24 protein-coding genes, 1 pseudogene and 1 other annotated feature are annotated in these 25,804 nt (G+C 54.5%); of the genes and pseudogenes, 18 read left to right on the top strand and 7 right to left on the bottom strand.

Annotation, left to right across the window (positions count from 1 at the left end; genetic code table 11):
* Positions 1 to 10 precede the first annotated feature (10 nt).
* Entirely contained in the window at positions 11 to 1,930 is a 1,920-nt protein-coding gene (gene sltY, locus ACMV5I_RS04810; RefSeq protein WP_284122474.1) for a murein transglycosylase, read from the top strand.
* A gap of 230 nt (positions 1,931 to 2,160) precedes the next feature.
* Positions 2,161 to 2,481, top strand: coding sequence for a trp operon repressor (gene trpR / locus ACMV5I_RS04805; protein WP_029987425.1), 321 nt, complete (start codon positions 2,161 to 2,163; stop codon positions 2,479 to 2,481).
* An 18-nt stretch (positions 2,482 to 2,499) separates the two neighbouring features.
* Here the strand turns inward: trpR and yjjX are convergent, their stop codons facing one another.
* Positions 2,500 to 3,045: an inosine/xanthosine triphosphatase gene (yjjX, locus tag ACMV5I_RS04800; RefSeq protein ID WP_065683575.1), complete on the bottom strand. Its 546-nt coding sequence runs from the start codon at positions 3,043 to 3,045 to the stop codon at positions 2,500 to 2,502.
* 127 nt (positions 3,046 to 3,172) lie between these two features.
* Between yjjX and gpmB the strand changes: the two genes are divergently transcribed.
* Positions 3,173 to 3,820, top strand: coding sequence for a 2,3-diphosphoglycerate-dependent phosphoglycerate mutase GpmB (gene gpmB, locus ACMV5I_RS04795; RefSeq protein WP_021179239.1), 648 nt, complete (start codon positions 3,173 to 3,175; stop codon positions 3,818 to 3,820).
* Here the strand turns inward: gpmB and robA are convergent.
* Complete coding sequence (gene robA, locus ACMV5I_RS04790; RefSeq protein ID WP_024483589.1) at positions 3,817 to 4,686, bottom strand: MDR efflux pump AcrAB transcriptional activator RobA; 870 nt, start codon at positions 4,684 to 4,686, stop codon at positions 3,817 to 3,819. The two genes, gpmB and robA, sit on opposite strands and share 4 nt — an antisense overlap.
* Before the next feature lie 342 nt (positions 4,687 to 5,028).
* On the opposite strand from robA, the gene creA reads away from it, so the two are divergent.
* Positions 5,029 to 5,508, top strand: a complete 480-nt coding sequence (creA, locus tag ACMV5I_RS04785; RefSeq protein ID WP_021179241.1) for a protein CreA — start codon at positions 5,029 to 5,031, stop codon at positions 5,506 to 5,508.
* Between the two features lie 117 nt (positions 5,509 to 5,625).
* On the opposite strand, the gene arcA is transcribed toward creA, so the two are convergent.
* The gene (gene arcA, locus ACMV5I_RS04780) at positions 5,626 to 6,342 is read right to left on the bottom strand and encodes a two-component system response regulator ArcA (RefSeq protein WP_024483588.1); all 717 of its coding nucleotides are present in this window, start codon (positions 6,340 to 6,342) and stop codon (positions 5,626 to 5,628) included.
* 108 nt (positions 6,343 to 6,450) lie between these two features.
* On the opposite strand from arcA, the pseudogene ACMV5I_RS04775 reads away from it, so the two are divergent.
* From ACMV5I_RS04775 to thrC, 6 genes and pseudogenes are all read left to right on the top strand, one after another.
* Positions 6,451 to 6,588, top strand: a pseudogene (locus ACMV5I_RS04775) (hypothetical protein); the annotation flags it as partial.
* Positions 6,589 to 6,977: 389 nt separating this feature from the next.
* Positions 6,978 to 7,664 carry a tRNA/rRNA methyltransferase gene (locus ACMV5I_RS04770; protein WP_174332692.1) on the top strand — a complete coding sequence of 229 codons (687 nt, stop codon included), beginning with the start codon at positions 6,978 to 6,980 and terminating at the stop codon, positions 7,662 to 7,664.
* A gap of 195 nt (positions 7,665 to 7,859) precedes the next feature.
* The gene (gene thrL / locus ACMV5I_RS04765) at positions 7,860 to 7,946 is read left to right on the top strand and encodes a thr operon leader peptide (protein ID WP_071592991.1); all 87 of its coding nucleotides are present in this window, start codon (positions 7,860 to 7,862) and stop codon (positions 7,944 to 7,946) included.
* Positions 7,885 to 8,003: a sequence feature (Thr leader region), on the top strand. (Overlaps the previous gene by 62 nt.)
* Before the next feature lie 25 nt (positions 8,004 to 8,028).
* Entirely contained in the window at positions 8,029 to 10,488 is a 2,460-nt protein-coding gene (gene thrA, locus ACMV5I_RS04760; protein WP_024483586.1) for a bifunctional aspartate kinase/homoserine dehydrogenase I, read from the top strand.
* Between the two features lies 1 nt (position 10,489).
* Positions 10,490 to 11,419: a homoserine kinase gene (gene thrB / locus ACMV5I_RS04755; RefSeq protein ID WP_021179245.1), complete on the top strand. Its 930-nt coding sequence runs from the start codon at positions 10,490 to 10,492 to the stop codon at positions 11,417 to 11,419.
* Between the two features lie 3 nt (positions 11,420 to 11,422).
* Positions 11,423 to 12,712, top strand: coding sequence for a threonine synthase (gene thrC / locus ACMV5I_RS04750; RefSeq protein WP_414823773.1), 1,290 nt, complete (start codon positions 11,423 to 11,425; stop codon positions 12,710 to 12,712).
* 43 nt (positions 12,713 to 12,755) lie between these two features.
* Here thrC and yaaA read toward each other — a convergent pair whose 3' ends face one another.
* Both yaaA and ACMV5I_RS04740 read right to left on the bottom strand, forming a co-directional pair.
* Entirely contained in the window at positions 12,756 to 13,529 is a 774-nt protein-coding gene (gene yaaA, locus ACMV5I_RS04745; protein ID WP_202811000.1) for a peroxide stress protein YaaA, read from the bottom strand.
* A gap of 101 nt (positions 13,530 to 13,630) precedes the next feature.
* Positions 13,631 to 15,064, bottom strand: coding sequence for an alanine/glycine:cation symporter family protein (locus ACMV5I_RS04740; RefSeq protein ID WP_414823772.1), 1,434 nt, complete (start codon positions 15,062 to 15,064; stop codon positions 13,631 to 13,633).
* A gap of 378 nt (positions 15,065 to 15,442) precedes the next feature.
* On the opposite strand from ACMV5I_RS04740, the gene tal reads away from it, so the two are divergent.
* The 3 genes from tal (at position 15,443) to ACMV5I_RS04725 (ending at position 18,542) form a co-directional block, all read left to right on the top strand.
* Complete coding sequence (gene tal / locus ACMV5I_RS04735; protein ID WP_199061230.1) at positions 15,443 to 16,396, top strand: transaldolase; 954 nt, start codon at positions 15,443 to 15,445, stop codon at positions 16,394 to 16,396.
* 137 nt (positions 16,397 to 16,533) lie between these two features.
* Entirely contained in the window at positions 16,534 to 17,121 is a 588-nt protein-coding gene (gene mog, locus ACMV5I_RS04730) for a molybdopterin adenylyltransferase (RefSeq protein WP_024483581.1), read from the top strand.
* Between the two features lie 128 nt (positions 17,122 to 17,249).
* On the top strand, positions 17,250 to 18,542 hold the full coding sequence (locus tag ACMV5I_RS04725) for an MFS transporter (protein WP_121608662.1): 1,293 nt from the start codon (positions 17,250 to 17,252) through the stop codon (positions 18,540 to 18,542).
* Between the two features lie 189 nt (positions 18,543 to 18,731).
* On the opposite strand, the gene satP is transcribed toward ACMV5I_RS04725, so the two are convergent.
* Positions 18,732 to 19,331 (bottom strand): acetate uptake transporter, encoded by a 600-nt coding sequence (gene satP, locus ACMV5I_RS04720; RefSeq protein WP_202672739.1) that lies wholly within the window; start codon positions 19,329 to 19,331, stop codon positions 18,732 to 18,734.
* A 61-nt stretch (positions 19,332 to 19,392) separates the two neighbouring features.
* Here satP and ACMV5I_RS04715 point away from each other — a divergent pair, with 61 nt between their 5' ends.
* From ACMV5I_RS04715 to nhaR, 5 genes are all read left to right on the top strand, one after another.
* Positions 19,393 to 19,563 (top strand): hypothetical protein, encoded by a 171-nt coding sequence (locus tag ACMV5I_RS04715; protein ID WP_166734064.1) that lies wholly within the window; start codon positions 19,393 to 19,395, stop codon positions 19,561 to 19,563.
* Positions 19,564 to 19,654: 91 nt separating this feature from the next.
* A complete protein-coding gene (gene dnaK, locus ACMV5I_RS04710) occupies positions 19,655 to 21,571 on the top strand; it encodes a molecular chaperone DnaK (protein ID WP_021179252.1) in 1,917 nt (638 codons plus the stop codon).
* A 105-nt stretch (positions 21,572 to 21,676) separates the two neighbouring features.
* Positions 21,677 to 22,807 carry a molecular chaperone DnaJ gene (gene dnaJ, locus ACMV5I_RS04705; protein WP_121608663.1) on the top strand — a complete coding sequence of 377 codons (1,131 nt, stop codon included), beginning with the start codon at positions 21,677 to 21,679 and terminating at the stop codon, positions 22,805 to 22,807.
* Between the two features lie 280 nt (positions 22,808 to 23,087).
* Positions 23,088 to 24,254: a Na+/H+ antiporter NhaA gene (gene nhaA, locus ACMV5I_RS04700; RefSeq protein ID WP_121608664.1), complete on the top strand. Its 1,167-nt coding sequence runs from the start codon at positions 23,088 to 23,090 to the stop codon at positions 24,252 to 24,254.
* A 179-nt stretch (positions 24,255 to 24,433) separates the two neighbouring features.
* On the top strand, positions 24,434 to 25,330 hold the full coding sequence (gene nhaR, locus ACMV5I_RS04695) for a transcriptional activator NhaR (RefSeq protein WP_024527211.1): 897 nt from the start codon (positions 24,434 to 24,436) through the stop codon (positions 25,328 to 25,330).
* A gap of 66 nt (positions 25,331 to 25,396) precedes the next feature.
* Here the strand turns inward: nhaR and rpsT are convergent, their stop codons facing one another.
* Complete coding sequence (gene rpsT / locus ACMV5I_RS04690) at positions 25,397 to 25,660, bottom strand: 30S ribosomal protein S20 (protein ID WP_024483576.1); 264 nt, start codon at positions 25,658 to 25,660, stop codon at positions 25,397 to 25,399.
* Between the last annotated feature and the right edge of the window lie 144 nt (positions 25,661 to 25,804).

Raw genomic sequence — 25,804 nt, 5'->3', positions numbered from 1 at the left:
TATGGTCAAGGTGGACAAATGGCGGTTGTGGGCTGTGGGCCTGTGCCTGACGGCATTTTCTGGTGCAACATTGGCAGACTCCTTGGATGCCGAACGCCAGCGTTATCTGCAAATCAAGCAGGCCTGGGACAGTAAACAGATGGACGTGGTGGCGCAGTTGATGCCAACGCTGCAGGATTATCCCCTGTATCCTTATCTGGAATATCGCCAGTTGACGCAGGATCTCAGCACGGCCAGTGCGGCTCAGGTCCAGCAGTTTTTGCGGTTGCATCCTACGTTGCCACCCGCAAAATCGCTCTCTGCCCGTTTTGTGAACGAGCTGGCGAGCCGTCAAGATTGGACTACCCTGCTGGCCTTCAGCCCGCAAGAGCCTAAACCGGTCGCGGCGCGCTGTAATTTCTATTACGCCAAGTGGGCAACCGGCGATCAGCAGGCGGCCTGGGCTGGTGCCGATGATATCTGGATGAGCGGTAAAACCTTGCCAAGCTCCTGCGATAAGCTGTTCAGCGTCTGGCAGGCTGCCGGTAAGCAAACGCCGTTGAACACGCTGGCGCGGATGAAGCTGGCGCTGAAAGAGGGCAACAGCGGCCTGGTGAACTACCTGTACCGCCAACTGCCAAGCGATTATCAGACCATGGGGGATGCGCTGGTACGGTTGCAAAACGATCCCGCCACGCTGGAAGCCTTCGCCCGAAGCGTCGGCCCGACAGATTTTACCCGTTCGGCTACCACTATCGTATTCGCCCGTCTTGCTCGTCAGGACGTAGAAAATGCTCGAGCCATGATCCCAACGCTGGCCCGCCTGCAGAAAATGAGCGAAAGCGAGAAGTTGGCAATGGAGGAAGAGGTGGCCTGGCGGTTGATGGGTAATGATGCCACCTTTGAGCAGACCCAATGGCGCGATCAGGTGATCCTGCGCAGCCAACAGCCAGCCTTGCTTGAGCGCCGCGTGCGTATGGCGCTGGGCGTGGGTGATCGTCAGGGGCTGAAAACCTGGCTGGCACGCCTGCCTGAAGAATCGCGTAATAAGGACGAATGGCGCTACTGGCGTGCCAGTGTAATGATCGATGAAGGTAAACGCAGCGAAGGGGAAGCGATACTGCGGAGCCTGATGAACGAACGCGGTTTCTACCCGATGGTGGCGGCGCAAAAACTGCAGGTGCCTTATCCGGTGATGGTCGCCGTGGCGGCAAAACCGCGCACCGATCTGGTGAGTGGCCCGGAGATTGCCCGGGTGCGTGAACTGATGTACTGGAATATGGATAATCTGGCGCGCAGCGAGTGGAGCTCATTCGTCGCCAGCCGCAGCCGCCCGGAGCAGGAAGCGCTGGCCCGCTATGCCTTTGAGCAGAAATGGGCCGACCTGAGCGTACAGGCGACCATTGTTGGCAAACTGTGGGATCATCTTGAAGAACGTTTCCCTATGGCCTGGCCGCAGGAATTCCGCCGTGCTACCGAAGATAAAGGCATTACGCCGAGCTATGCTATGGCGATAGCCCGCCAGGAGAGCGCCTGGAACCCGAAAGCGCAGTCGCCGGTCGGGGCCGCAGGTTTGATGCAGGTCATGCCGCGCACCGCGAAACATACGGTGGATCTGTTCGGCATCCCTGGCTACAGCAGCCCGAGCCAGCTGTTTGATCCGCAAACCAATATCACCATTGGCACCAGCTATCTGGAGTCAGTGTATCAGCAATTTGGTCGCAACCGCATTCTTGCGTCTGCGGCTTATAACGCTGGCCCATCACGGGTGAATACCTGGTTAGGCAATACCGATGGCCGGGTGGATGCCGTGGCGTTTGTGGAAAGCATTCCGTTCTCGGAAACCCGTTCTTACGTGAAGAACGTGCTGGCCTATGATGCGTTTTATCGTTACTTCATGCATCGACCAGCGAAGGTACTGACGGATGCCGAGTGGCAAAGACGCTATTGAATTTAATAGAGTCGTTGTTGTTAACATTGACCATCTGAACGGGCGCAGCATGCAGCGCCCCTACCTTGTCGGCCAGTTGTGATTGCTTGTTAACGACATCGGACCTAGGTAGCAATGTTGCTGAATAGTTCGCCGTAGGGGCGCTGCATGCTGCGCCCGTCTAGAGCTATTTTGACGCTTACCCGCGGTATGCTATGCTGCTGTACTAGTTAAATAGTATGGTGGCTGGCATGACGCAATTATCGCTAAACGACCCCGCTCTTTCAGAACAAGGCAATGAAGATTGGCTGCGCTTTGTCGAACTGCTGCAAAGCTCGTTCGATCAGGATTTACACCAACCGTTGATGCAACTGCTGCTGACGCCGGATGAGCGTACTGCGCTGGGGACACGGGTGCGGATTATTCAGGAACTGATGCGTGGCGAAATGAGCCAGCGCGAGCTGAAGAATGAGCTCGGGGCAGGTATCGCAACCATCACCAGAGGGTCAAACAGCCTGAAGATGGCAACGCCAGCGCTGAAACAGTGGCTGGAACAGCAACTACTGGGGTGAAGCCATCACCCCGGTGGCTTATTGCTGCGGCGTATTATTGCTGTTGTGGCTGCGGTAAATCGGATTGTGGAACGGCACCAGTGCCAGCAGCAGCGCCTGATGGTAAACGCTGGTGCGGCTCAGCCGACCGTCAGTAAAGATACCGATCGCTCCCCCCTGACGTTTGACTTCGCTATTGCCGGTGATCAAGGTCATTTCATCGCCTAACTCGCGACCAGCTCGAATACCCTGTAAAATTGATTCTGGCAGCATCAGGCTGGCAGAACGCGATTCGCCACGGGTCGTCGGGTTTTCTACCGTCATCCAGGCGAACGTCATGTTTTCTTCGATCCCGGCTTCGACTCCGACCCAAAAGTCGGCTTCTGGCCGCACCTGCCGCGCTTCCATCACGCGCTGGCGTGCGCCGGTACGGGTTTCGGTATTGCCAATGGGTTGCAGTGAAACTCCGCTGGCGACGTCAACCGATTCTATGCGGCATTGGTCTGCGCCAAAGGTATCTTCAAAAGCCAGTTGAATAGCCCTGATCTTTGCCGGGTTGGTAGTTGCAGCGATAACATGATACATAACGGCTTTAGCTTCCTTAAAGTGGGGCTGTGTCTTGCCATGATTTTTGATGGCGGCAAGTTATGCGAAGTGCAAGGCACGAGCCACAGATAAACTCAAGTTTCACGCAGTATAACGGAAAAGCATAATGTTACAGGTATACCTCGTTCGCCACGGCGAAACGGAATGGAACGCAGCACGTCGCATTCAGGGCCAATCCGACAGCCCATTAACCGCCACTGGCGTTCACCAGGCTCATCTGGTTGGCAAACGCGTTAGCCGTGAGGGCGTGACGCACGTGATTTCCAGCGATCTGGGCCGCACCCGTCAGACCGCGCAAATCATTGCGGACGCTTGCGGTTGCGACGTTATGGTAGATGCCCGGCTGCGTGAGCTGCATATGGGCGTTCTGGAAGAACGTTTGATCGACAGCCTGACACCGCAGGAAGAGCTGTGGCGTAAACAGATGGTCGATGGTACTGCTGACGGCCGTATCCCTCAAGGTGAATCTATGACGGAGTTGGCCACGCGGATGCATGCGGCGCTGACAGAGTGCCTGAAACTGCCGCAGGGCAGCAAGCCGTTGATTGTCAGCCACGGCATTGCGCTGGGGTGCCTGATCGGGACGGTATTAGGGTTACCGGCCTATGCCGAGCGCCGTCTGCGTTTGCGCAACTGCTCGTTGTCACGCGTCGATTATCAACAAAGCCCCTGGTTGGCTCCGGGCTGGATTGTGGAAAGCGCGGGCGATATCTCGCATCTGGACATGCCCGCGTTGGATGAGCTACAGCGCTAACGGCGGATCGGGATCAGATAGTCGCAACGGATCTCGCTGGGTGGCTGAGGCGGACGCCGGTCACCTTGCGGATAGAAGCGCTCAATATCGTGCCCTTTGCGGCGGGTCAGTTCCAATGCTGGCAGGCAAGTGCCGTACAGTATCAGGATAAAGTCCTGCAGGCCGGATGCTGGCCCCTGATAGCTGAACATGGCATATTCACCGCCCTGCAGCGTGATCGGCTGGCCTTCCTGCACCTTGGTCGGAATGTGTTGCGCCTCCAGGGCAGTGGTGTACAGCACCTCCTGCTCGTCGTCTTTTTCCTGGCTTGGCCGCGAGTGGTGCAGGCCGTAAAGCACCGGTGGCAGGGTTTCTATCTGCCCCAGGTACTGTTGCCAGAATTGGGTACGCAGCTCGGAGCGGAAGTTGGAGATCTGCTCTAACGTACAGGAGTAGCTCTGCGTCAGGCCGATCAGGTCCAGCTCTGGTAGCGTGACAAACTCTGGATGTGGCAGCGTAAAGGCGCCCAGACGTATTGGCGGGCACATGCCGAAGGCGTTCCAGTCTTCTGAACGGCGATACAGCGCCGGGGTTTGCGCAAACTGTTTTTTGAATGCGCGAGTGAAGGTCTGCTGTGAGTCGAAACGATACTGCAAAGCAATATCCAGAATAGGCCGACTGGTGAGGCGCAATGCGACGGCGGCTTTGGACAATCTTCTTGCCCGAATATAGGCCCCGATGGCGTTCCCAGTGATATCCTTAAACATCCGTTGCAGATGCCATTTAGAGTAACCCGCTTTTGCCGCCACGTTATCCAGTGACAAAGGTTGGTCCAAATGGCTTTCCAGCCAGCTAAGCAGATCACGAATGATACCGGCTTGATCCATAGATCTTCCTCGTAGAGCTTCAGGTTCGGAACTCGAACTGTTTGATTTGTCATGCTGATACCTGATGCCCACTGACTTATTGATCAATCAGTTGCATTACATACGGCGCTTTTGCGATATGCGTTGCGGGAAGCGGGGGAAAACTGGTGTTAACAGGCATTAAGCGATGACGATGCCGCATAATAGCAACTTTTTTCCTCCACGACTCCCAAAGATTTTTTTCGCTCTCTGTGCTAAAAAGAGCTTCCTGGGCCGAGGAAAACCCATTTCTGTGACCTGAAGCATCGGCGTTCTTATTAGCAGCCCTGTGATTTAACACGCTGTTCTATTGGAGTTAAGTGAATGAAAAAAGGATGGATATTTTTGTTCGGTCTGGTTTGCGCAACGGTTAATAGCGCGCAGGCGGAACAGGTAGGATCGGTCGATACGGTATTCAAACTGTTTGGTCCAGATCATAAAATTGTGGTTGAAGCGTTCGACGATCCCGACGTGAAAAATGTAACTTGTTATATCAGCCGTGCTAAAACCGGTGGGATAAAGGGTGGGTTAGGGCTGGCAGAAGATACTTCGGATGCCGCCATTTCTTGCCAGCAGGTTGGGCCGATCGAGCTGAGCGACAAGATTAAAAAGGGCAAGGCGGAGGGAACTGTGGTGTTCCAGAAGCGCACCTCTTTGGTGTTCAAAAAGCTGCAGGTAGTTCGTTTTTATGATGCCAATCGCAATGCGCTGATTTACCTGAGCTATTCCGATCGAGTAGTAGATGGTTCACCGAAAAATGCCCTGAGCGCGGTGCCAATCATCCCTTGGGGTGAAGCCAAATAATTCAGACGGGCGTAGCAGCGCCCCTACTTTGTGAGCCGCAGATGGCATCGTGTCTGGTCTCAATAAAAAAGGGTTCAGCAAGCTGAACCCTTTTTAACCTGTGACGTTAAGACAGGCTTATTCTTCCAGATCGCCGCAGAAGCGGTAACCTTCACCATGAATGGTGGCAATGATTTCCGGCGTGTCCGGCGTAGATTCGAAGTGTTTACGAATACGGCGGATGGTCACGTCTACGGTACGGTCATGCGGCTTCAACTCACGGCCAGTCATTTTCTTCAGCAACTCACCACGGGACTGGATCTTGCCCGGGTTTTCACAGAAGTGCAGCATGGCGCGGAATTCGCTGCGTGGCAGTTTGTACTGCTCGCCAGCAGGGCCGATCAGAGAGCGGCTGTTGATGTCCAGCTCCCAACCGTTGAACTTGTAGCTCTCAACCAGTTTGCGCTCTTCGCCGACGCTACCCAGATTCATGGTGCGTGACAGCAGGTTGCGCGCACGGATAGTCAGTTCGCGTGGGTTGAACGGTTTGGTGATATAGTCATCGGCGCCGATTTCCAGGCCGAGGATTTTATCGACTTCATTATCACGACCGGTCAGGAACATCAGCGCGACGCTGGCTTGTTCGCGTAGTTCACGCGCCAGCAGCAGGCCGTTCTTGCCTGGCAGGTTGATATCCATGATAACCAGGTTGATATCATTTTCGGACAGGATGTTGTGCATTTCTGCACCGTCATTGGCTTCATGAACAATGTAGCCTTCCGCCTCGAAAATGCTCTTCAGGGTGTTACGAGTGACTAACTCGTCTTCGACAATCAGAATGTGCGGGGTCTGCATATTTGCTACCTAAAATTGCCAACAAAATAGAAAATAGGAAGTACAGCAGTCTTGGTGTTCTTCCATGGAGGGCAGAGATACCGCTCACGTTCCCTCAATTACCAAACGACTACAGTACGTAAACTCGTTCTTGATGCGCTTTCCATCAATGTCAACAAGATCGCTAGCTGGGTGGGGGGGCTATATTTTACCACCCCGAATGATGCCAAAACGGCGCATATCCTAACCCTATTAACAGCAATATAACAGTGTGTGCCGAATTCATCACCTAACAAAACTACGCTTTGTTGACATATATCAAATTCAATTGTAGCACGTTAACAGTTTTGTGAAAAACACTTACAGAACTGCCAAGTTAAGTCACAGATCGTCAAATTCTGTGAACGATTCAGCTTTGTTGGGGCCGATGCGTTACAATTGAAAGCTAACTGTTTGGCTTGAAAATATAGTGCTTTGTTTTTAATGAAAATTAAAAGTTAACCTGTAGTTATGATTGTTTCGTCTGCTTTATAGGTTGAAGTGCCTATTTAATAATATTATAGCAAGAGACCATTTACGATGTTAATCGTTTGTAAATATAATCAGACAAATCCCAACAGTCAAAGAACTATTCTCTTTATTTTTCCGGAGTCTTGATGCAGCTTCATATCGTGTTAGTCGCGCCCGCTCGGGCGGAAAATGTTGGCGCAGCGGCGCGGGCGATGAAAACCATGGGCTTCACCTCGTTGCGCATCGTCGACAGCGAGGCCCATCTGCAGCCCGCCGCCCGCTGGGTCGCCCATGGCGCTGGCGATATTCTGGATGCGGTGCAGACGTTTTCTACCCTCGAACAGGCATTGGCAGATGTGGACTTTACCGTTGCGACCACCGCTCGTAGCCGCGCACGCTTCCATTATTACTGTACCCCTCAGCAACTCACGGAGCAGTTGGCGGAACGCCAGCAATGGGTGCATCAGGCTGCACTGGTGTTTGGCCGTGAAGACTCGGGCCTGACCAATGAAGAGCTGGAGTTGGCCGATCTGCTGACCGGCGTCCCGATGGTGGCCGATTATCCTTCGCTGAACCTCGGCCAGGCGGTGATGGTGTATTGCTATCAACTGGCGCAGTTAATGGCTGTCAGCTCGGTGCAGGAACCTCTGGCCGATGCCGGGCAGCTCAACGCGTTGCGGCAACGGGCAGATCGTCTGTTACAGGCGTTGGACGTGGCGGATGACCAAAAATTGCGCGATTGGTTACACCAGCGGCTCGGGGTCTTGCAACAGCGCGATACCGTCATGCTGCACCGGTTGCTGCATGATATTGAAAAAAAACTGACGAAGTGATGTAGGCGTTTTCTGTTGTTTGGCTGGTGTTATTCACTGTTTGATCGGCTTTCTTATGATTTTTTGTTCTGCAATTCTGTTTTTTTATCGGCTTCATCGCGCAGATCCCACTGTGTCCAGTAAATAGGCAAAACAAAGAAATAATTTGACTTGGCCAGACGATTGCTTTAACCAATAGAGGGGACAGAGATTCTAATGAGACAGACAGACAAAATGCGAAACATCAGCCTGAATACGACAATTATTACCACCACCGATACCACAGGTAACGGGGCGGGCTGACGCGTACAGGAAACAGAAGAAAAAAGCCCGCACCTAACCAGTGCGGGCTTTTTTTTCGGCATAAATTCAGGAGATAACAGAAATGCGAGTGCTTAAATTTGGTGGAACCTCGGTAGCGAATGCGGAACGTTTTCTGCGCGTTGCCGATATCGTGGAGAACAATGCACGCCAGGGACAGGTAGCCACGGTATTGTCCGCACCGGCCAAGATCACCAATCACCTGGTGGCGATGATTGAAAAAACGGTAGCCGGCCAGGATATTCTGCCAACCATGAGCGACGCTGAGCGCATCTTTGCCGACCTGCTCAGCGGTTTGGCCAAGGAGCTGCCGGGCTTTGAGTACGATCGCCTGAAGGCACTGGTCGAGCAGGAGTTCGCGCAGCTCAAACAGGTACTGCATGGCGTGGCGTTGTTGGGGCAATGCCCGGATAGCGTCAATGCGGCCATCATCTGCCGGGGTGAAAAGCTCTCTATTGCCATCATGGAAGGCGTCTTCAAAGCCAAGGGCTACCCGGTGACGGTGATTAACCCGGTAGAGAAGCTGCTGGCTCAGGGCCACTATCTGGAGTCGACCGTAGATATTGCCGAGTCCACCCTGCGTATCGCTGCAGCGGCCATTCCTTCTGACCATATCGTCCTGATGGCGGGCTTTACTGCCGGTAACGACAAAGGCGAACTGGTCGTGCTGGGGCGCAACGGCTCCGATTATTCCGCCGCCGTGCTGGCCGCTTGCCTGCGTGCCGACTGCTGCGAGATCTGGACCGATGTGGACGGGGTTTATACCTGCGACCCGCGTACCGTGCCGGATGCTCGATTATTGAAGTCGATGTCCTACCGCGAGGCGATGGAGCTCTCTTACTTCGGCGCCAAAGTTCTCCACCCGCGTACCATCACCCCGATTGCCCAGTTCCAAATCCCTTGCCTGATTAAAAACACCGCCAACCCACAAGCTCCCGGCACCTTGATCGGTGGCGAAAGCGTGGCTGATGATACGCCGGTAAAAGGCATCACCAATCTGAACAATATGGCGATGATCAACGTGTCCGGCCCAGGTATGAAAGGCATGGTCGGCATGGCGGCACGTGTGTTTGCCGTGATGTCACGCGCCGGGATCTCGGTGGTATTGATCACCCAGTCCTCTTCTGAATACAGCATCAGCTTCTGTGTGCCGCAGAGCGAGCTGCAACGCGCTCGTCGCGCCCTGGAAGACGAATTCTACCTGGAGCTGAAAGACGGCGTGCTGGAGCCGCTGGACGTGATGGAGCGCCTGGCAATCATCTCGGTCGTCGGCGACGGTATGCGCACCCTGCGTGGCATCTCTGCGCGTTTCTTCTCTGCTCTGGCGCGCGCCAACATCAATATCGTGGCGATTGCTCAAGGCTCTTCCGAGCGTTCAATCTCCGTGGTGGTCGATAATGATTCCGCCACCACTGGCGTGCGCGTCAGCCATCAGATGCTGTTCAACACCGATCAGGTGATCGAAGTGTTTGTGATTGGCGTGGGGGGCGTCGGCGGGGCGCTGATCGAGCAGGTTTATCGTCAGCAGCCTTGGCTGAAGCAAAAACACATCGATCTGCGCATCTGTGGCATTGCCAACTCAAGGGCGATGTTGACCAACGTGCACGGCATCTCGCTGGAAAGCTGGAGGGACGAACTGGCCGAAGCCAAAGAGCCTTTCAATCTGGGCCGCCTGATCCGCCTGGTGAAAGAGTGCCATCTGCTCAATCCGGTGATTGTCGACTGTACCTCCAGCCAGGCGGTGGCCGATCAGTATGCCGATTTCCTGGCCGATGGTTTCCACGTGGTAACGCCAAACAAGAAGGCCAACACCTCGTCGATGAATTATTACCAGCAGCTGCGCACCGCCGCAGCCGGTTCTCGCCGCAAATTCCTGTATGACACCAACGTGGGGGCGGGCCTGCCGGTGATCGAAAACCTGCAGAACCTGCTCAATGCGGGCGATGAGCTGGTGCGCTTCACTGGTATCCTGTCGGGGTCACTGTCCTTTATCTTCGGTAAACTGGATGAGGGGATGTCGCTGTCAGAGGCCACCTTGCAGGCCAAGGCCCTCGGTTACACTGAGCCAGATCCGCGTGACGATCTCTCGGGGATGGATGTCGCTCGCAAGCTGTTGATCCTGGCGCGTGAAGCAGGTTATGCGCTTGAACTGAGTGATATTGAAGTCGAATCGGTGTTACCACCGTCGTTCGATGCCAGCGGTGATGTGGAGAACTTTATTGCCCGCCTGCCGGAGTTGGATGCCGAATTTAACCGCCGTGTGGCGGCTGCTGCCGCGGAAGGTAAGGTGCTGCGCTATGTGGGGGCTATCGAAGAAGGCCGCTGCCTGGTACGTATTGATGCGGTAGATGGCAACGATCCGTTGTATAAAGTGAAGAACGGTGAGAACGCCCTGGCCTTCTACAGCCGTTACTATCAGCCATTGCCGCTGGTGCTGCGCGGTTATGGTGCCGGTAATGATGTGACGGCGGCCGGGGTATTTGCCGATCTGTTGCGCACACTGTCATGGAAGTTGGGAGTCTAATATGGTTAAGGTGTATGCACCGGCCTCAATTGGTAACGTCAGCGTCGGGTTCGATGTGCTGGGAGCTGCGGTTTCCCCTATCGATGGCACGCTGCTGGGGGATTGCGTCAGCGTAGAAGCGGCCAGCCGCTTCAGCCTGGAGAATGGTGGGCGTTTTGTCAGCAAGCTGCCGAGCGATCCAAAAGAGAACATTGTTTACCAGTGCTGGGAGCGTTTCTGCCAGGCGATTGGCCGTGAAGTGCCGGTAGCGATGAGGCTGGAGAAGAACATGCCGATCGGTTCCGGGCTAGGCTCCAGCGCTTGCTCGGTGGTGGCCGGTCTGATGGCGATGAACGAATTTTGCGATCGCCCGCTCAACGAGACGCAGCTGCTGGCCCTGATGGGCGAGCTGGAAGGGCGTATTTCCGGCAGCGTGCATTACGATAACGTTGCGCCGTGCTATCTGGGCGGCTTGCAGCTGATGCTGGAAGAAGAAGGGATCATCAGCCAGGAAGTGCCTGGCTTTAAAGACTGGCTGTGGGTGATGGCCTATCCGGGCATCAAAGTGTCCACCGCTGAGGCGCGTGCCATTCTGCCCGCGCAATACCGCCGCCAGGACTGTATCAGCCATGGCCGCTATCTGGCGGGCTTTATTCACGCTTGCCACACTCAGCAACCGCGTCTGGCGGCCAAGCTGATGCAGGATGTGATTGCCGAGCCTTATCGCACCCGCCTGTTGCCAGGTTTTGCCGAAGCGCGTAAAGCCTCACAGGATATCGGTGCCTTGGCTTGCGGCATTTCCGGCTCCGGCCCGACGCTGTTTGCGGTCTGTGATGACGGCGCAACGGCGCAACGCATGGCCGATTGGCTGACCAACCATTACCTGCAAAACGACGAAGGTTTTGTTCATATTTGCCGCCTGGATACCGCTGGCGCTCGACTATTGGGATAACGCATGAAACTGTACAATCTGAAAGATCATAACGAACAGGTCAGCTTCGCGCAGGCTATCAAACAGGGCCTGGGTAAGCAGCAAGGGCTGTTTTTCCCGCTGGAACTGCCAGAATTCGAACTGACCGAGATTGATAAGCTGCTGGAGATGGACTTTGTCACTCGTAGCAGCAAGATCCTGTCCGCTTTTATTGGCGACGAGATCGGCGAAGAGGCGCTGTACAAGCGAGTGAAGGCCGCGTTTGAGTTCCCGGCCCCGGTGGCGCAGGTGGAGAGCGATGTAGCCTGCCTGGAGCTGTTCCACGGCCCGACGCTGGCGTTCAAAGACTTCGGCGGCCGCTTTATGGCGCAGATGCTGGCGGAAGTCGCGGGCGACCAGCCAGTAACCATCTTGACTGCAACCTCCGGTGATACCGGCGCTGCCGTTGCTCATGCCTTCTACGGCCTGAAAAACGTGCGCGTGGTGATCCTCTATCCACAGGGCAAGATCAGTTCGCTGCAGGAAAAGCTGTTCTGCACGTTGGGTGGCAACATCCACACCATCGCTATCGATGGTGACTTTGACGCCTGCCAGGCGTTGGTCAAGCAGGCGTTTGACGATCAGGAGCTGAAAGAGGCGGTACACCTTAACTCAGCCAACTCGATCAATATCAGCCGCCTGCTGGCGCAAATCTGCTACTACTTTGAAGCGGTGGCGCAACTGCCGCAGGAAGCCCGCAATCAGTTGGTGGTTTCCGTGCCAAGCGGCAACTTTGGCGACTTGACCGCCGGGTTGCTGGCGAAATCCCTGGGGCTGCCGGTGAAACGCTTTATTGCCGCCACCAACGCTAACGACACCGTGCCACGCTTCCTGACTACTGGCCAATGGGAACCAAACACCACTGTGGCGACGTTATCCAACGCGATGGACGTCAGCCAGCCGAATAACTGGCCGCGTGTGGAAGAGTTGTTCCGCCGTAAAATCTGGCAGTTGAAGGAGTTGGCTCATGGCGCGGTGAGTGATGAAACCACCAAGGAAACCATGAAAGAGTTGGCTGCTTTGGGCTACCTTTCAGAGCCTCATGCGGCGATCGCCTACCGCGTTCTGCGCGATCAACTGCAAGCAGGGGAGTTTGGCCTGTTCCTGGGCACGGCACATCCGGCCAAGTTCAAGGAAAGCGTCGAAGAGATCCTCGGCCAGAAGTTACCGCTGCCACAGGCCTTGGCGGTGCGTGCACAGTTGCCGCTGTTGTCGCATAACATGGCAGCGGACTTTGCCGCGCTGCGTCAATTCATGATGACGTTGCCAGTCTGACAAAACCCGTTCCCTCTCCTTGCCGGGAGAGGGAACGGATTTCTCACTGCTCCGGGCGTTTGAACACCAGCTCATTACCCGCCGAAGCCACTTCATCGAAGGCATACCCTTCCAGATTGAAATCAACCAGCTGTTCTCTGCGCTCCAAGCGATTTTTGATGATAAAGCGGCTCATCAGCCCACGCGCTTTCTTGGCGTAGAAACTGATGACTTTGTACTTGCCGTTTTTCTCGTCCAGGAATACCGGTTTGATCAGTGAACCGTGCAGCTTGGCCGGTTTTACCGATTTGAAGTATTCATCCGAAGCCAGGTTCACCACCACATCATCGCCTTGCTGCTCCAGGGCCTGATTCAGTTTTGTGGTGATCCGATCGCCCCAGAAGCTGTACAAGTCTTTACCCTTCGGGTTCTCCAGCTTGATCCCCATCTCCAGACGGTAAGGCATCATCAGGTCCAGCGGGCGCAGCACCCCGTACAGACCAGAGAGCATCCGCAGATGCTGCTGTGCGAAGTCGAAATCCTCTTCGCTGAAGTCTTGCGCCTGTAAGCCGGTATAAACGTCGCCTTTAAACGCCAACAGCGCCTGACGAGCATTGTCCGGGGTGAAGTCAGGCTGCCATTCGCCAAAGCGTGCGGCATTCAGGCCCGCGAGCTTATCGCTGATGCTCATCAGGCCGGAAATTTGCGCCGGGGTCAGCTTACGGCAGATTTTGATCAGCTTTTGCGACTGCTCCAACAATTCGGGCTGGGTAAAGCGTTCGGTGGCTAACGGGCTTGCATAATCCAGGGTTTTGGCAGGTGAAATAATAATGAGCATGGTCACATCCTGTTTATCAACATGTGGCTACTGTAGCAAAAAGCGCGCAAGACCAGGAGGTATGGCTGTGATAGGGCGCACTTTACGCGCGCCCTGGAGGATTAACGCTGCCTGCTCGGCTTCCAGATCCCCGGTTCGAGTTGCGATCCCAGCTCCGGGTAATGGTTGATGTCAAAGGTGGGCAGCTTGCCGAGTGAACGTTGGTGGTTGTAATCCCTGGCCAATTTGAAGGCCACGTCGGACAGTAACAAGATAGCGGTCAGATTGGTGATCGCCATCAGCGCCATCGAGATATCCGCCATTTTCCACACCGTGGATAATTCTGCCATTGAACCAAACATCACCATACCCAAGGCAAAGCAGCGAAAAATCGTCAGTTTGGTCGGATGGTGGTGCTTGAGGAAGATCAGGTTGTTCTCGGCATAGGCATAATTGGCAATGATAGAGGTAAAGGCAAACAGGAAAACGGCAATCGCGACAAAGGGCGCGCCCCAGGAACCGACGGCGCTGGCCATGGCCCGCTGGGTCAGATCGATGCCGCTGATGTCGGATGGGGGGCTATCCAGTGCACCAGAGGCCAAGATTATCGCTGCCGTTGCGCTACAGATGACGATGGTATCGACAAATGCGCCAAGCATCTGCACATAGCCCTGCGAGGCAGGGTGTGGCGGATAAGGGGTAGCGGAAGCTGCCACGTTGGGGGCCGACCCCATCCCGCCTTCGTTAGAAAATAGCCCGCGTTGTATACCCTGAGTCATGGCCTGCGAGATCCCGTAACCCAAGGTACCGGCAGCGACTTCCTGCAGGCCAAAAGCGCTTTTGAAGATCAACGCCAGGATAGCTGGCATATGCTCGATATTCAGGCCGATGATCCACAGCGCCAGTAGCAGGTAAGCCAAGGCCATAAACGGTACGATTTTTTCTGCGACGCGCGCGATGGCGCGGATGCCGCCAAAAATCACCATGGCGCTCAGCACCACCAACACTATGCCGACGTACATGGGGTCGATGTTGAAGGCCACCGAGCTGGCCAGGGCGATGGAGTTGGCCTGTACCGCATTGAACACCAGGCCGAAAGCGATCAGCAGGAAAATGGAGAACATTACGCCCATCCAGCGCATACCCAACCCTTTTTCCATATAGTAAGCAGGGCCGCCACGGTAGTGGCCGTTATCGTCTTTGGTTTTGTAGAGCTGCGCCAGGGTGCTCTCAATGAAAGAGGTCGCCATGCCGATAAACGCGATCACCCACATCCAGAAGATGGCACCGGGGCCGCCAGCCGTAAGCGCTATCGCCACGCCGGTAAGGTTGTTGGTGCCGACTCGAGCGGCTAGTGAAGTACATAGCGCCTGGAAAGATGAAATGCCCGCACCGTCGCTTTTGGTGCTGTTCTTCAGCACGGAAAACATATGGCTGAAATGACGAATTTGAATAAAGCGGGTACGTAAGGTGAAGTAGATGCCGGCACCCAACAGCAAATAGATCAGTACTGAACTCCACAGGATGTTATTGATAAAGTTAATCAGATCCGTCACGTGTTTCTCCTTGTTAAGATTACTGCTCCTCAGGGTCTTCGACCTTGGTTCGGAAAACTTGAGTCAGTTCTCGACAAGAACTTGGCTAAAATCATCCCATTGACGGGAATTACAGCCTTCTTTTGGGGTTTTCGGTGAATAAAACAGCTGGCGGGAATTTAACATAATTTCCAGGCGGGATAGCGCGTTAATGCCGTGGCATTGCTTCGGTAATTGCGAATTATCGGTGCGTAACCGGTTGCTCGTGCAAGGATAAAACAACCGTCGCCAGCGCGTGATTTTCCTGCCTTGCGCCGGGCTGCGTGCATGTTATTATCAGGACAAGGCATGGTTGAACGATGCCAAAAGTTCATGCACAAACGATGAGATAATGCCAACATGACCGATAAATTAACGTCCCTACGCCAGCTGACTACGGTAGTTGCGGATACGGGTGATATCGCTGCAATGAAGCTATATCAACCGCAAGATGCCACCACCAACCCTTCGCTGATCCTCAACGCAGCGCAAATTCCTGAATACCGTAAACTGATCGATGAAGCCATTGCCTGGGCGCGCGAGCAGAGCAACGATCGCGATCAGCAGGTTGCCGATGCCGCAGACAAGCTGGCCGTCAACATTGGTCTGGAGATCCTGAAACTGGTCCCGGGCCGCATTTCCACCGAAGTGGACGCGCGTCTGTCTTATGATACCGAAGCCAGCGTTGCCAAAGCCAAGCGCCTGATCAAACTGTATAACGAAGCGGGCATCAGTAACGATCGCATCCTGATCAAGCTGGCCTCCACCTGGCAGGGTATCCGTGCTGCCGAGCGTCTGGAAAAAGAAGGCATCAACTGTAACCTGACGTTGCTGTTCTCCTTCGCTCAGGCACGTGCCTGCGCCGAAGCTGGCGTGTACCTGATCTCGCCGTTCGTTGGCCGTATCCTTGACTGGTACAAAGCCAATGGCGACAAGAAAGAGTTTGCCCCGCACGAAGATCCGGGCGTGGTTTCGGTGTCCGAAATTTATCAGTACTACAAGCAGCACGGCTATGAAACCGTGGTGATGGGCGCCAGCTTCCGTAACGTCGGTGAAATCATCGAACTGGCGGGCTGCGATCGTCTGACCATCGCACCTGCACTGCTGAAAGAGCTGGCAGAGAGCGAAGGCGCACTGGAGCGTAAACTGTCTTATACCGGCGAAGTGAAAGCGCGTCCGGCACCGCTGACCGAGCCTGAGTTCTACTGGCAGCACAACCAGGATCCAATGGCGGTTGAGAAACTGACCGACGGTATCCGCAAGTTTGCCGTAGACCAGGGCAAGCTGGAAAAAATGATCGCTGATCTGCTGTAACAGCGGCAATCAATCAGCGCAGAAGGTGGCCTCGGCCACCTTTTTTTATATCTGAATATCCACCTCATTGAGCAAACACCCTATACTCCCGTCATTAATCTCCCTTCGGTAACCGGGGCATAAGACAGAGGTAAAACATGGATACATTACGCATTGGTTTGGTTTCTATTTCGGACCGCGCTTCAGGGGGCGTTTATCAGGATAAAGGGATCCCGGCGCTGGAAGAGTGGTTGGGCAGCGCTTTGGCGACGCCGTTCACCCTGGAGACCCGACTGATCCCAGACGAGCAGACGTTGATTGAGCATACGTTGTGTGAACTGGTTGATGAAATGGGCTGCCATCTGGTGCTGACTACCGGCGGTACTGGCCCGTCCCGGCGTGACGTGACTCCCGATGCTACGTTGGCGATTGCCGATCGCGTGATGCCTGGTTTTGGCGAGCAAATGCGCCAAATCAGCCTACACTATGTGCCAACGGCAATTCTTTCACGCCAGGTTGGGGCGATCCGTAAACAGGCGTTGATCATCAACCTGCCGGGGCAACCCAAATCGATTAAAGAAACGCTGGAAGGGGTGAAGGACGAGGCAGGCAAGGTGGTGGTGCACGGTATTTTTGCCAGCGTGCCTTATTGCATCCAACTGCTCGAAGGCCCTTATGTAGAGACCCACGAGGCCGTGGTAGCAGCATTTCGTCCCAAGAATGCGCGGCGCGAGATAAATCTCTAAATTTCAGCAATCTGCGGGATAACCTTCAGCGCATCTGGTGTGAAAGTATTTTGCCGTTATAGTAAGAAACTTTTTACAGTCAGCCATTATGCTTTCTGTGTCTTTCCTGTTTCCTCTAACGGTATCTTATGCATCACGATAATAATCGTCGGCTCAACCGGCAAGATTATAAGACTCTGACGTTGGCAGCCCTGGGCGGTGCGTTGGAGTTTTATGACTTCATCATTTTTGTTTTCTTTGCCGCGGTAATGGGCGATCTGTTCTTCCCGGCGGATATGCCTGAGTGGCTGCGCCAGGTGCAGACCTTCGGTATCTTTGCGGCGGGCTATCTGGCTCGGCCATTGGGCGGCATTATCATGGCGCACTTCGGCGATCTGGTGGGCCGTAAAAAGATGTTCAGTCTGAGCATCCTGCTGATGGCGTTACCGACGTTGGCGATGGGGATGCTGCCCACCTACGCCAGTATCGGCATCGCCGCACCGTTGCTGCTGCTGTTGATGCGGGTTCTGCAAGGCGCGGCGATCGGTGGTGAAGTCCCTGGTGCCTGGGTATTTGTGGCGGAGCATGTGCCGCGCAAACGCGTTGGTTTTGCCTGTGGCACGCTCACTGCTGGCCTGACAGCCGGTATCCTGCTCGGCTCGCTGGTGGCCACCATTATCAATACCACGCTCAGCCAACAGGCCATTCATGACGGTGGCTGGCGTATTCCGTTCTTCCTGGGCGGCATCTTTGGCCTGTTTGCCATGTATCTGCGCCGCTGGTTGCAGGAAACCCCAATCTTTATCGAGATGCAGGCGCGTAAGGCGCTGGCAGAAGAGCTGCCGCTGAAATCGGTGGTGATGAATCACCGTAAAGAGATCGCAGTCTCGATGCTGCTGACCTGGCTGTTGTCGGCAGGCATTGTGGTGGTGATCCTGATGACGCCAACCTACCTGCAAAAACAGTTTGCCATAGCCCCGGCATTGTCACTGCAGGCTAACAGCATCGCGATCATCATGCTGTTTGCTGGCTGCATCGTTTCTGGTTCGGCGGCGGACCGCTTTGGCGCCAGCAAAACCTTTATCGTCGGCAGTGTGCTGTTGGCAGGGTGCAGTTGGCTGTTCTATCAGTCGGTGGCAACACATCCAGAAATGCTGTTTGCCACCTATGCGCTGGTTGGCTTCAGCGTGGGGATCGTCGGCGCGGTGCCTTACGTACTGGTGCGGGCTTTCCCGGCGGAAGTGCGATTTAGCGGGATTTCGTTCTCCTACAACGTGGCATACGCGATTTTTGGGGGTTTAACCCCGGTATTTGTCACGCTGATCATGAAGTTAACCCCGTTAGCGCCCGCTTACTATATGCTGGCGTTATCGACGCTCGGCCTGCTGCTGGGGATCTACCTGCGTCGCGACCTGAACAGTGAAAAACCGCTCTTGAACTAAGCGATTTTCGCCCAATAAAAACCCCTGCGATTAAGCATCGCAGGGGTTTTTTATTTTCATCATATACCCTATGGATTTCAAGCTGCGGCTAGGCGACAAGCTTACTCATCCCCAGGAGCTTACTTTTGGGTAAGTGACTGGGGTGAGTAAGTGCAGGTAACAACGCTGCAGTTTGAAAGACGACGGGTATCAGGCAGTGACAGCAGCTGGTTTGGTCTGCTGAGCTTCCACCGGACCGATTGGCAGTACGGTGCGGCCCAACTGTTCGTTGATCACCTCAGCCATCGCCAGATAGATTGCGCTAGCGCCACAGATGATGCCTTCGTAACCGGCGAACGTCAGGATCGCGTGGTTACCGGTGATGTTGCCGACGGCCAGCAGTGCGAACAGCACGGTCAGGCTGGCAAACACGAACTGCAACCCACGGTTGGTGCGCAGCGTGCCGAAGAACATGAACAGGGTGAAGATGCCCCACAGTGCAAGGTAGATACCGAGGACGTTCGCGTCAGTCGGTTCTGCCAGGCCCATGCGTGGCAGCAGCAGGATGCCTACCAGGCTCAGCCAGAAGCAGCCGTAAGAGGTGAAGGCGGTCAAGCCGAAGGTGTTGCCTTTCTTGAACTCAAGAATACCGGCAAAAATCTGAGCCATGCCACCGAAGAAAATCCCCATACTGATGATGACGGAAGTCAGTGGGAAAAAGCCCGCGTTGTGCAGGTTCAGCAAGACGGTAGTCATCCCGAAGCCCATCAGACCCAGGGGGCCGGGATTTGCCAACTTGTTGGAGTGCATATGTCCTCTGCGATAACAGAATTGTAACGAAAATGGATAGGTAATTTAATAATTGGTCTGAATGGCCGAAAAACCCATAACTTCCATCAGAGCGCGCGGCATCATAATGATCCCCACGCCAGGAAACAATGATCTGGCTGCGGATAAAAACGAAATTTTTTTTGCCCTGCCCCTTGATGCTGGTGTGGATGGCCCCATCTTATTGGCAACCGCAGTTGCTGACCGCGGGTAACACTGAGATGCCGGGCAGTTGAAAAGCAAAAAAACGCCCGCATATAGTTAGCAACCTGACCGATTATGAATTTATTAGTGGAGATGTTTAGATGGGCAAAATTATTGGTATCGACCTGGGTACAACCAACTCTTGTGTAGCAATTATGGATGGTGGCAAGGCGCGCGTGCTGGAGAATGCCGAAGGCGATCGCACCACTCCTTCAATCATCGCATATACCCAGGATGGTGAAATTCTGGTTGGCCAGCCTGCTAAGCGTCAGGCTGTTACTAACCCACAGAACACCCTGTTTGCGATCAAGCGCCTGATTGGCCGTCGCTTCCAGGATGAAGAAGCACAGCGTGACAAGGCTATCATGCCTTACAGCATCGTCGCTGCCGATAACGGTGACGCCTGGCTGGAAGTGAAGGGCCAGAGAATGGCACCTCCGCAGATCTCTGCGGAAGTCCTGAAGAAAATGAAGAAAACGGCGGAAGATTACCTGGGTGAACCGGTAACTGAAGCGGTTATCACCGTTCCTGCCTACTTCAACGATGCTCAGCGTCAGGCGACCAAAGATGCTGGCCGTATCGCAGGTCTGGAAGTGAAACGTATCATCAACGAACCGACTGCTGCGGCCCTGGCTTATGGCCTGGACAAAGAAGTGGGCAACCGTACCATCGCGGTTTATGACCTGGGTGGCGGTACTTTCGATATCTCAATCATTGAGATCGACGACGTTGACGGTGAAAAAACCTTTGAAGTTCTGGCAACCAACGGTGATACCCACCTGGGTGGTGAAGACTTCGACAGCCGCCTGATCAACTATCTGGTGGAAGAGTTCAAGAAAGAGCAGGGCATGGATCTGCGCAACGATCCGTTGGCGATGCAGCGTCTGAAAGAAGCCGCTGAAAAAGCCAAGATCGAGCTGTCTTCTGCTCAACAGACCGACGTCAACCTGCCGTACATCACTGCAGATGGCAGCGGTCCAAAACACATGAACATCAAAGTGACCCGTGCAAAACTCGAGTCGCTGGTAGAAGATCTGGTTGCTCGCTCTATCGAGCCGCTGAAAGTGGCACTGAAAGACGCAGGCCTGTCGGTTTCTGACATTCAGGACGTGATCCTGGTCGGTGGCCAGACCCGTATGCCTATGGTTCAGAAGAAAGTTGCTGACTTCTTCGGTAAAGAACCACGTAAAGACGTTAACCCGGACGAAGCGGTTGCCGTTGGTGCTGCGGTTCAGGGCGGTGTGTTGGCCGGTGATGTGAAAGACGTATTGCTGCTGGACGTTACCCCACTGTCACTGGGTATCGAAACCATGGGCAGCGTAATGACGCCGCTGATCACCAAAAACACCACTATCCCGACCAAGCACAGCCAGGTGTTCTCTACTGCCGAAGACAACCAGGCAGCGGTGACCATCCATGTGCTGCAGGGTGAGCGTAAACGTGCCAATGACAACAAGTCACTGGGCCAGTTCAACCTGGACGGCATCCAGCCGGCACCACGCGGTATGGCACAGATCGAAGTGACCTTCGATATCGATGCCGACGGTATTCTGCACGTGTCTGCGAAAGACAAGAACACCGGCCGTGAGCAGAAGATCACCATCAAGGCGTCTTCTGGTCTGAACGAAGAAGAAATCCAGAAAATGGTACGCGATGCCGAAGTGAACGCTGAAGCTGACCGTAAGTTCGAAGAACTGGTGCAAACTCGTAACCAGGCGGATCACCTGATCCACGGTACTCGTAAGCAGTTGGAAGAAGCGGGCGAGCAATTGCCAGCTGAAGACAAAACCGCTATCGAGAGCGCGCTGAAAGATCTGGAAGCGGCGGTGAAAGGCGAAGATAAAGCCGAAATCGAAGCGAAAACCCAGGCTCTGGTGCAGGTTTCCGGCAAACTGATGGAAATGGCCCAGGCTCAAGCGCAGCAGGCACAGGGTGCTGATGCCGGTGCAGACAACGCGGCGCAGAAAGACGACGACGTGGTTGACGCCGAGTTTGAAGAAGTTAAAGACAAAAAATAATCGCCCTTAAGCGGGCACGGTGCGGCCACAGGCTGTAACCGGAAACCAGCACGGGCGTCGAGGCAACTCTACGCCCGTGCACGCATGTTAAGGGTAAGAGAAATAATGGCGAAGAGAGATTATTACGAGGTGCTCGGCGTTGCCAAGACGGCAGACGAGCGCGAAATCAAAAAGGCGTATAAGCGCCTGGCGATGAAGTATCACCCTGATCGTAATCAGGAAAAAGACGCCGAAAGCCAGTTTAAAGAGGTCAAGGAAGCCTACGAGATCCTGACCGACGATCAAAAACGTGCTGCCTACGATCAATACGGCCATGCGGCCTTTGAGCAAGGTGGTATGGGCGGTGGTGGTGGCTTTGGTGGCGGCGGTGCCGACTTCAGCGATATCTTTGGCGACGTGTTTGGCGATATCTTTGGCGGCGGACGCCGTCAACGTGCCAGCCGTGGATCCGATTTGCGTTACAACATGGATCTGACGCTCGAAGAAGCCGTGCGTGGCGTGACCAAAGAGATCCGTATTCCAACGCTGGAAGAGTGTGATGTCTGCCATGGCAACGGTGCCAAGCCGGGCAGTTCGCCGGCAACCTGTCCGACCTGTCATGGTCAGGGCCAGGTGCAGATGCGCCAAGGGTTCTTCACCGTGCAGCAGGCTTGTCCGCACTGCCACGGGCGTGGTCAGATCATCAAGGATCCGTGCAACAAATGTCACGGCCACGGTCGCGTAGAGAAATCCAAAACCCTGTCGGTGAAAATCCCGGCGGGCGTAGATACTGGCGACCGCATCCGCCTGTCGGGTGAAGGTGAAGCCGGTGAACACGGTGCGCCAGCAGGGGATCTGTACGTTCAGGTTCAGGTGAGTGCTCACCCGATCTTCGAGCGTGAAGGCAATAACCTCTACTGTGAAGTGCCGATCAACTTTGCTATGGCTGCCTTGGGTGGCGAGATTGAAGTGCCAACGCTGGATGGCCGCGTCAAGCTGAAAGTACCGGCGGAAACTCAGACCGGTAAACTGTTCCGTATGCGTGGCAAAGGGGTGAAATCGGTACGGGGTGGCAGCCAGGGTGACCTGCTGTGCCGCGTGGTGGTAGAAACGCCGGTGAGTCTGAACGAGAAGCAGAAGCAGCTGCTCAAAGAGCTGGAAGAGAGCCTGGGTGGCCCTTCTGGGGATAAAAACAGCCCGCGTTCGAAAAGCTTCTTCGACGGCGTGAAAAAGTTTTTTGACGACCTGACTCGTTAATCAACGTTCCCCGCGCATCAATCCTCAAACCCCGGTTTAAGCAAACCGGGGTTTTTTTATCTTTTGCTGCCTGAATGCCCCTATGAAAAGTGTGATATACAGCTCAAACAGATCGGTTTTATCGAGTTATTTTGCATTTATAAACTGATTTTTTCGAGGTGATTACTCGACTATACTCGTTTCATTGTCTGGAAACCGGGGCGCTTTGCCCCCATTATCTATGCCCTATGGATTTCGAGTCGCAGCTTGAAAGACGACGGGCATTTTGGAGCGACTTACTGTGACTACTATTATTCGTCAATTTCTGCGTCAAGAAGCCGCTGGGGGCATTATTCTGATCGCTGCCGCCGTGGTGGCTTTGATCATGGCCAATACCCCCGTACAGGGGCTGTATCAGGCCTTCCTTAATTTACCGGTGGCGGTCAGCATCGCCTCGCTGGAAATTGCCAAACCGCTGCTGCTGTGGATTAACGACGGTTTAATGGCCATCTTCTTCCTGGTGGTGGGGCTTGAAGTCAAACGTGAACTGCTGCAAGGCTCCCTGGCTGGGCGTGAGAAGGCTATCTTCCCGGCGATTGCCGCGTTAGGCGGCATGCTGGCTCCGGCGCTGATCTATCTGCTGTTCAACGGTGCCGATGAAGTGACTCGCCAGGGCTGGGCGATCCCGGCGGCAACGGATATTGCCTTTGCCTTGGGGGTGATGGCCTTACTGGGCAATCGGGTGCCGACCAGCCTGAAAGTATTCCTGCTGGCCTTGGCGATTATCGATGACCTTGGGGTCATCATCATTATCGCGTTGTTCTACACCCATCAAGTCTCGATGGTGGCGCTGGGTGTTGCGGCTGCCGCAATTGCGGTATTGGCGCTAATGAACTGGCGGGGAGTGGGTAAGACCTCGCTTTATATGATGGTCGGATTGGTGCTGTGGGTAGCGATCCTCAAGTCAGGCGTTCACGCTACGCTGGCGGGGGTGATTGTCGGCTTTATGATCCCGCTGAACGCCAAGAGTGAACCTTCGCCCTCTGAAACCCTGGAGCATGAGCTGCACCCTTGGGTCGCCTTCCTGATCCTGCCGCTGTTCGCCTTTGCCAACGCGGGTGTCTCGTTGCAAGGGGTGTCTTTGAGCGGGTTGACTTCACTGCTGCCGCTGGGGATTGCTGCCGGGCTGTTTATTGGCAAGCCGCTGGGGATTTTCGTCTTCTGCTGGCTGGCGGTGAAGCTGGGGATTGCCCGTTTGCCGCAGGATATCGGCTTTAAACAGGTGTTTGCCGTGGCCGTGCTCTGTGGTATTGGTTTCACCATGTCGATTTTTATTGCCTCATTGGCCTTCGCCGATGCGGATGTGGCTCTCAGTACCTATGCCAAATTAGGCATACTATTGGGATCGACCAGCGCTGCGGTAGTAGGTTACGGCCTGTTGCGTTTGAGCTTGCCTCGCAGCCGATGACCTTTGTGTTTACCCCTCGTTGCTGAAGGGCTATTACAATAGTAGCGGCAGCGTGGCTTCGTCAGCCACGCTGCACTTGGGATTAAAGATAACTTTGCGTTGTCCGAAATTAACGATAGGGAGTTTGTCGCTCATCACGGCAGACCGTTTGCCGATGAGAAACCTAAGGAGAGAACGTTTTGAGAATGTCTCATATCAACTTTAACCATCTTTATTACTTCTGGCAGGTCTGCAAGGAGGGGTCGGTTGTGGGAGCGGCAGAAGCCCTGTTCCTCACGCCGCAGACCATCACCGGCCAAATCAAGGCACTGGAAGAACGGCTCAACGGTAAGTTGTTCAAACGCCAGGGGCGTGGGCTGGTACCCTCCGAGCTAGGCCAACTGGTGTTCCGCTATGCCGACAAGATGTTTATGCTCAGCCAGGAAATGCTGGATATCGTCAACTATCGCAAGGAGTCCAACCTGCTGTTTGACGTGGGCGTCGCGGATGCGCTATCCAAACGTCTGGTCAGCCAGGTCTTGGAAACGGCGGTGGTGGACAACGAGCAGATCCACCTGCGCTGTTTTGAATCAACCCATGAGATGCTGTTGGAGCAACTGAGCCAGCATAAGCTGGATATGATCCTGTCGGATTGCCCGGTCGACTCCAGCCAGCAGGAAGGTTTGTTTTCGCTTAAGCTGGGCGAGTGTGGGGTCAGTTTCTTCTGTCGTCAGCCGATACCCGATTTACCGTTTCCGGCCTGTCTGGAACAGCGCCGCTTGCTGATCCCGGGAAGGCGTTCAATGCTGGGGCGCAAGCTGCTCAACTGGTTTAACACGCAAGGTATCAAGGTAGAAATACTGGGGGAGTTTGACGATGCGGCCCTGATGAAGGCTTTCGGCCTGTACCACAATGCGATCTTCGTGGCGCCAACGCTGTATGCGCTGGATACCTATAGCGATGATGACGTGGTGGAGATCGGGCGTGTCGATAGCGTGCAGGAAGAGTATTACATCATTTTTGCCGAGCGAATGATCCAGCACCCGGCGGTACAGCGGGTATGCAACAAGGACTTCTCGGCGTTGTTCGCGCTGTAGGCTTGAACGCCAGGCGTAAAAAAACCGGCCGAGGCCGGTTTTTTTAACAAGCACACAACGTAATGCTTATTGCATTGCGTTGATACGCGCCGTCAGGTTTGACTTATGACGCGCTGCTTTGTTTTTGTGGATCAGGCCTTTAGCAGCCTGGCGATCCACAAGTGGTTGCATTACGAGGAATGCGTTTTGTGCTGCGTCTTTGTCGCCAGCTGCGATAGCTGCGTCAACCTTCTTAATGAAGGTACGCACCATTGAGCGACGGCTAGCGTTATGCTTGCGACGTTTCTCAGACTGTATGGCGCGTTTCTTAGCTGATTTGATATTAGCCAAGGTCCAACTCCCAAATATATATATTGAGGACAATTCAAAGGCCGAGGAATATGCCCTTTTAGCCTTCGTTTGTCAATGGATTTGTGCAAATAAGCGCCGTTTGTACGGGCGGCACTTGCTACGTTGTGATGGCGCAGGATTTTA

Origin of the sequence: Serratia sp. T13T92 (assembly GCF_047530105.1) — a bacterium.
Classification (GTDB): domain Bacteria; phylum Pseudomonadota; class Gammaproteobacteria; order Enterobacterales; family Enterobacteriaceae; genus Chania; species Chania fonticola.
Note: the sequence above shows the minus strand (reverse complement) of the source record. Positions and strands in the feature narration are given on the sequence as shown.

Coding starts and splice junctions, on each gene's coding strand:
- ACMV5I_RS04715 (WP_166734064.1), top strand. CDS start 19,393: ATGGCCGAAAAACCCATAACTTCCATCAGAGCGCGCGGCATCATAATG.
- mog (WP_024483581.1), top strand. CDS start 16,534: ATGGATACATTACGCATTGGTTTGGTTTCTATTTCGGACCGCGCTTCA.
- tal (WP_199061230.1), top strand. CDS start 15,443: ATGACCGATAAATTAACGTCCCTACGCCAGCTGACTACGGTAGTTGCG.
- robA (WP_024483589.1), bottom strand. CDS start 4,686: ATGGATCAAGCCGGTATCATTCGTGATCTGCTTAGCTGGCTGGAAAGC.
- ACMV5I_RS04725 (WP_121608662.1), top strand. CDS start 17,250: ATGCATCACGATAATAATCGTCGGCTCAACCGGCAAGATTATAAGACT.
- thrB (WP_021179245.1), top strand. CDS start 10,490: ATGGTTAAGGTGTATGCACCGGCCTCAATTGGTAACGTCAGCGTCGGG.
- ACMV5I_RS04770 (WP_174332692.1), top strand. CDS start 6,978: ATGCAGCTTCATATCGTGTTAGTCGCGCCCGCTCGGGCGGAAAATGTT.
- thrA (WP_024483586.1), top strand. CDS start 8,029: ATGCGAGTGCTTAAATTTGGTGGAACCTCGGTAGCGAATGCGGAACGT.
- yjjX (WP_065683575.1), bottom strand. CDS start 3,045: ATGTATCATGTTATCGCTGCAACTACCAACCCGGCAAAGATCAGGGCT.
- thrL (WP_071592991.1), top strand. CDS start 7,860: ATGAGACAGACAGACAAAATGCGAAACATCAGCCTGAATACGACAATT.
- gpmB (WP_021179239.1), top strand. CDS start 3,173: ATGTTACAGGTATACCTCGTTCGCCACGGCGAAACGGAATGGAACGCA.
- dnaK (WP_021179252.1), top strand. CDS start 19,655: ATGGGCAAAATTATTGGTATCGACCTGGGTACAACCAACTCTTGTGTA.
- arcA (WP_024483588.1), bottom strand. CDS start 6,342: ATGCAGACCCCGCACATTCTGATTGTCGAAGACGAGTTAGTCACTCGT.
- satP (WP_202672739.1), bottom strand. CDS start 19,331: ATGCACTCCAACAAGTTGGCAAATCCCGGCCCCCTGGGTCTGATGGGC.
- thrC (WP_414823773.1), top strand. CDS start 11,423: ATGAAACTGTACAATCTGAAAGATCATAACGAACAGGTCAGCTTCGCG.
- yaaA (WP_202811000.1), bottom strand. CDS start 13,529: ATGCTCATTATTATTTCACCTGCCAAAACCCTGGATTATGCAAGCCCG.
- dnaJ (WP_121608663.1), top strand. CDS start 21,677: ATGGCGAAGAGAGATTATTACGAGGTGCTCGGCGTTGCCAAGACGGCA.
- creA (WP_021179241.1), top strand. CDS start 5,029: ATGAAAAAAGGATGGATATTTTTGTTCGGTCTGGTTTGCGCAACGGTT.
- trpR (WP_029987425.1), top strand. CDS start 2,161: ATGACGCAATTATCGCTAAACGACCCCGCTCTTTCAGAACAAGGCAAT.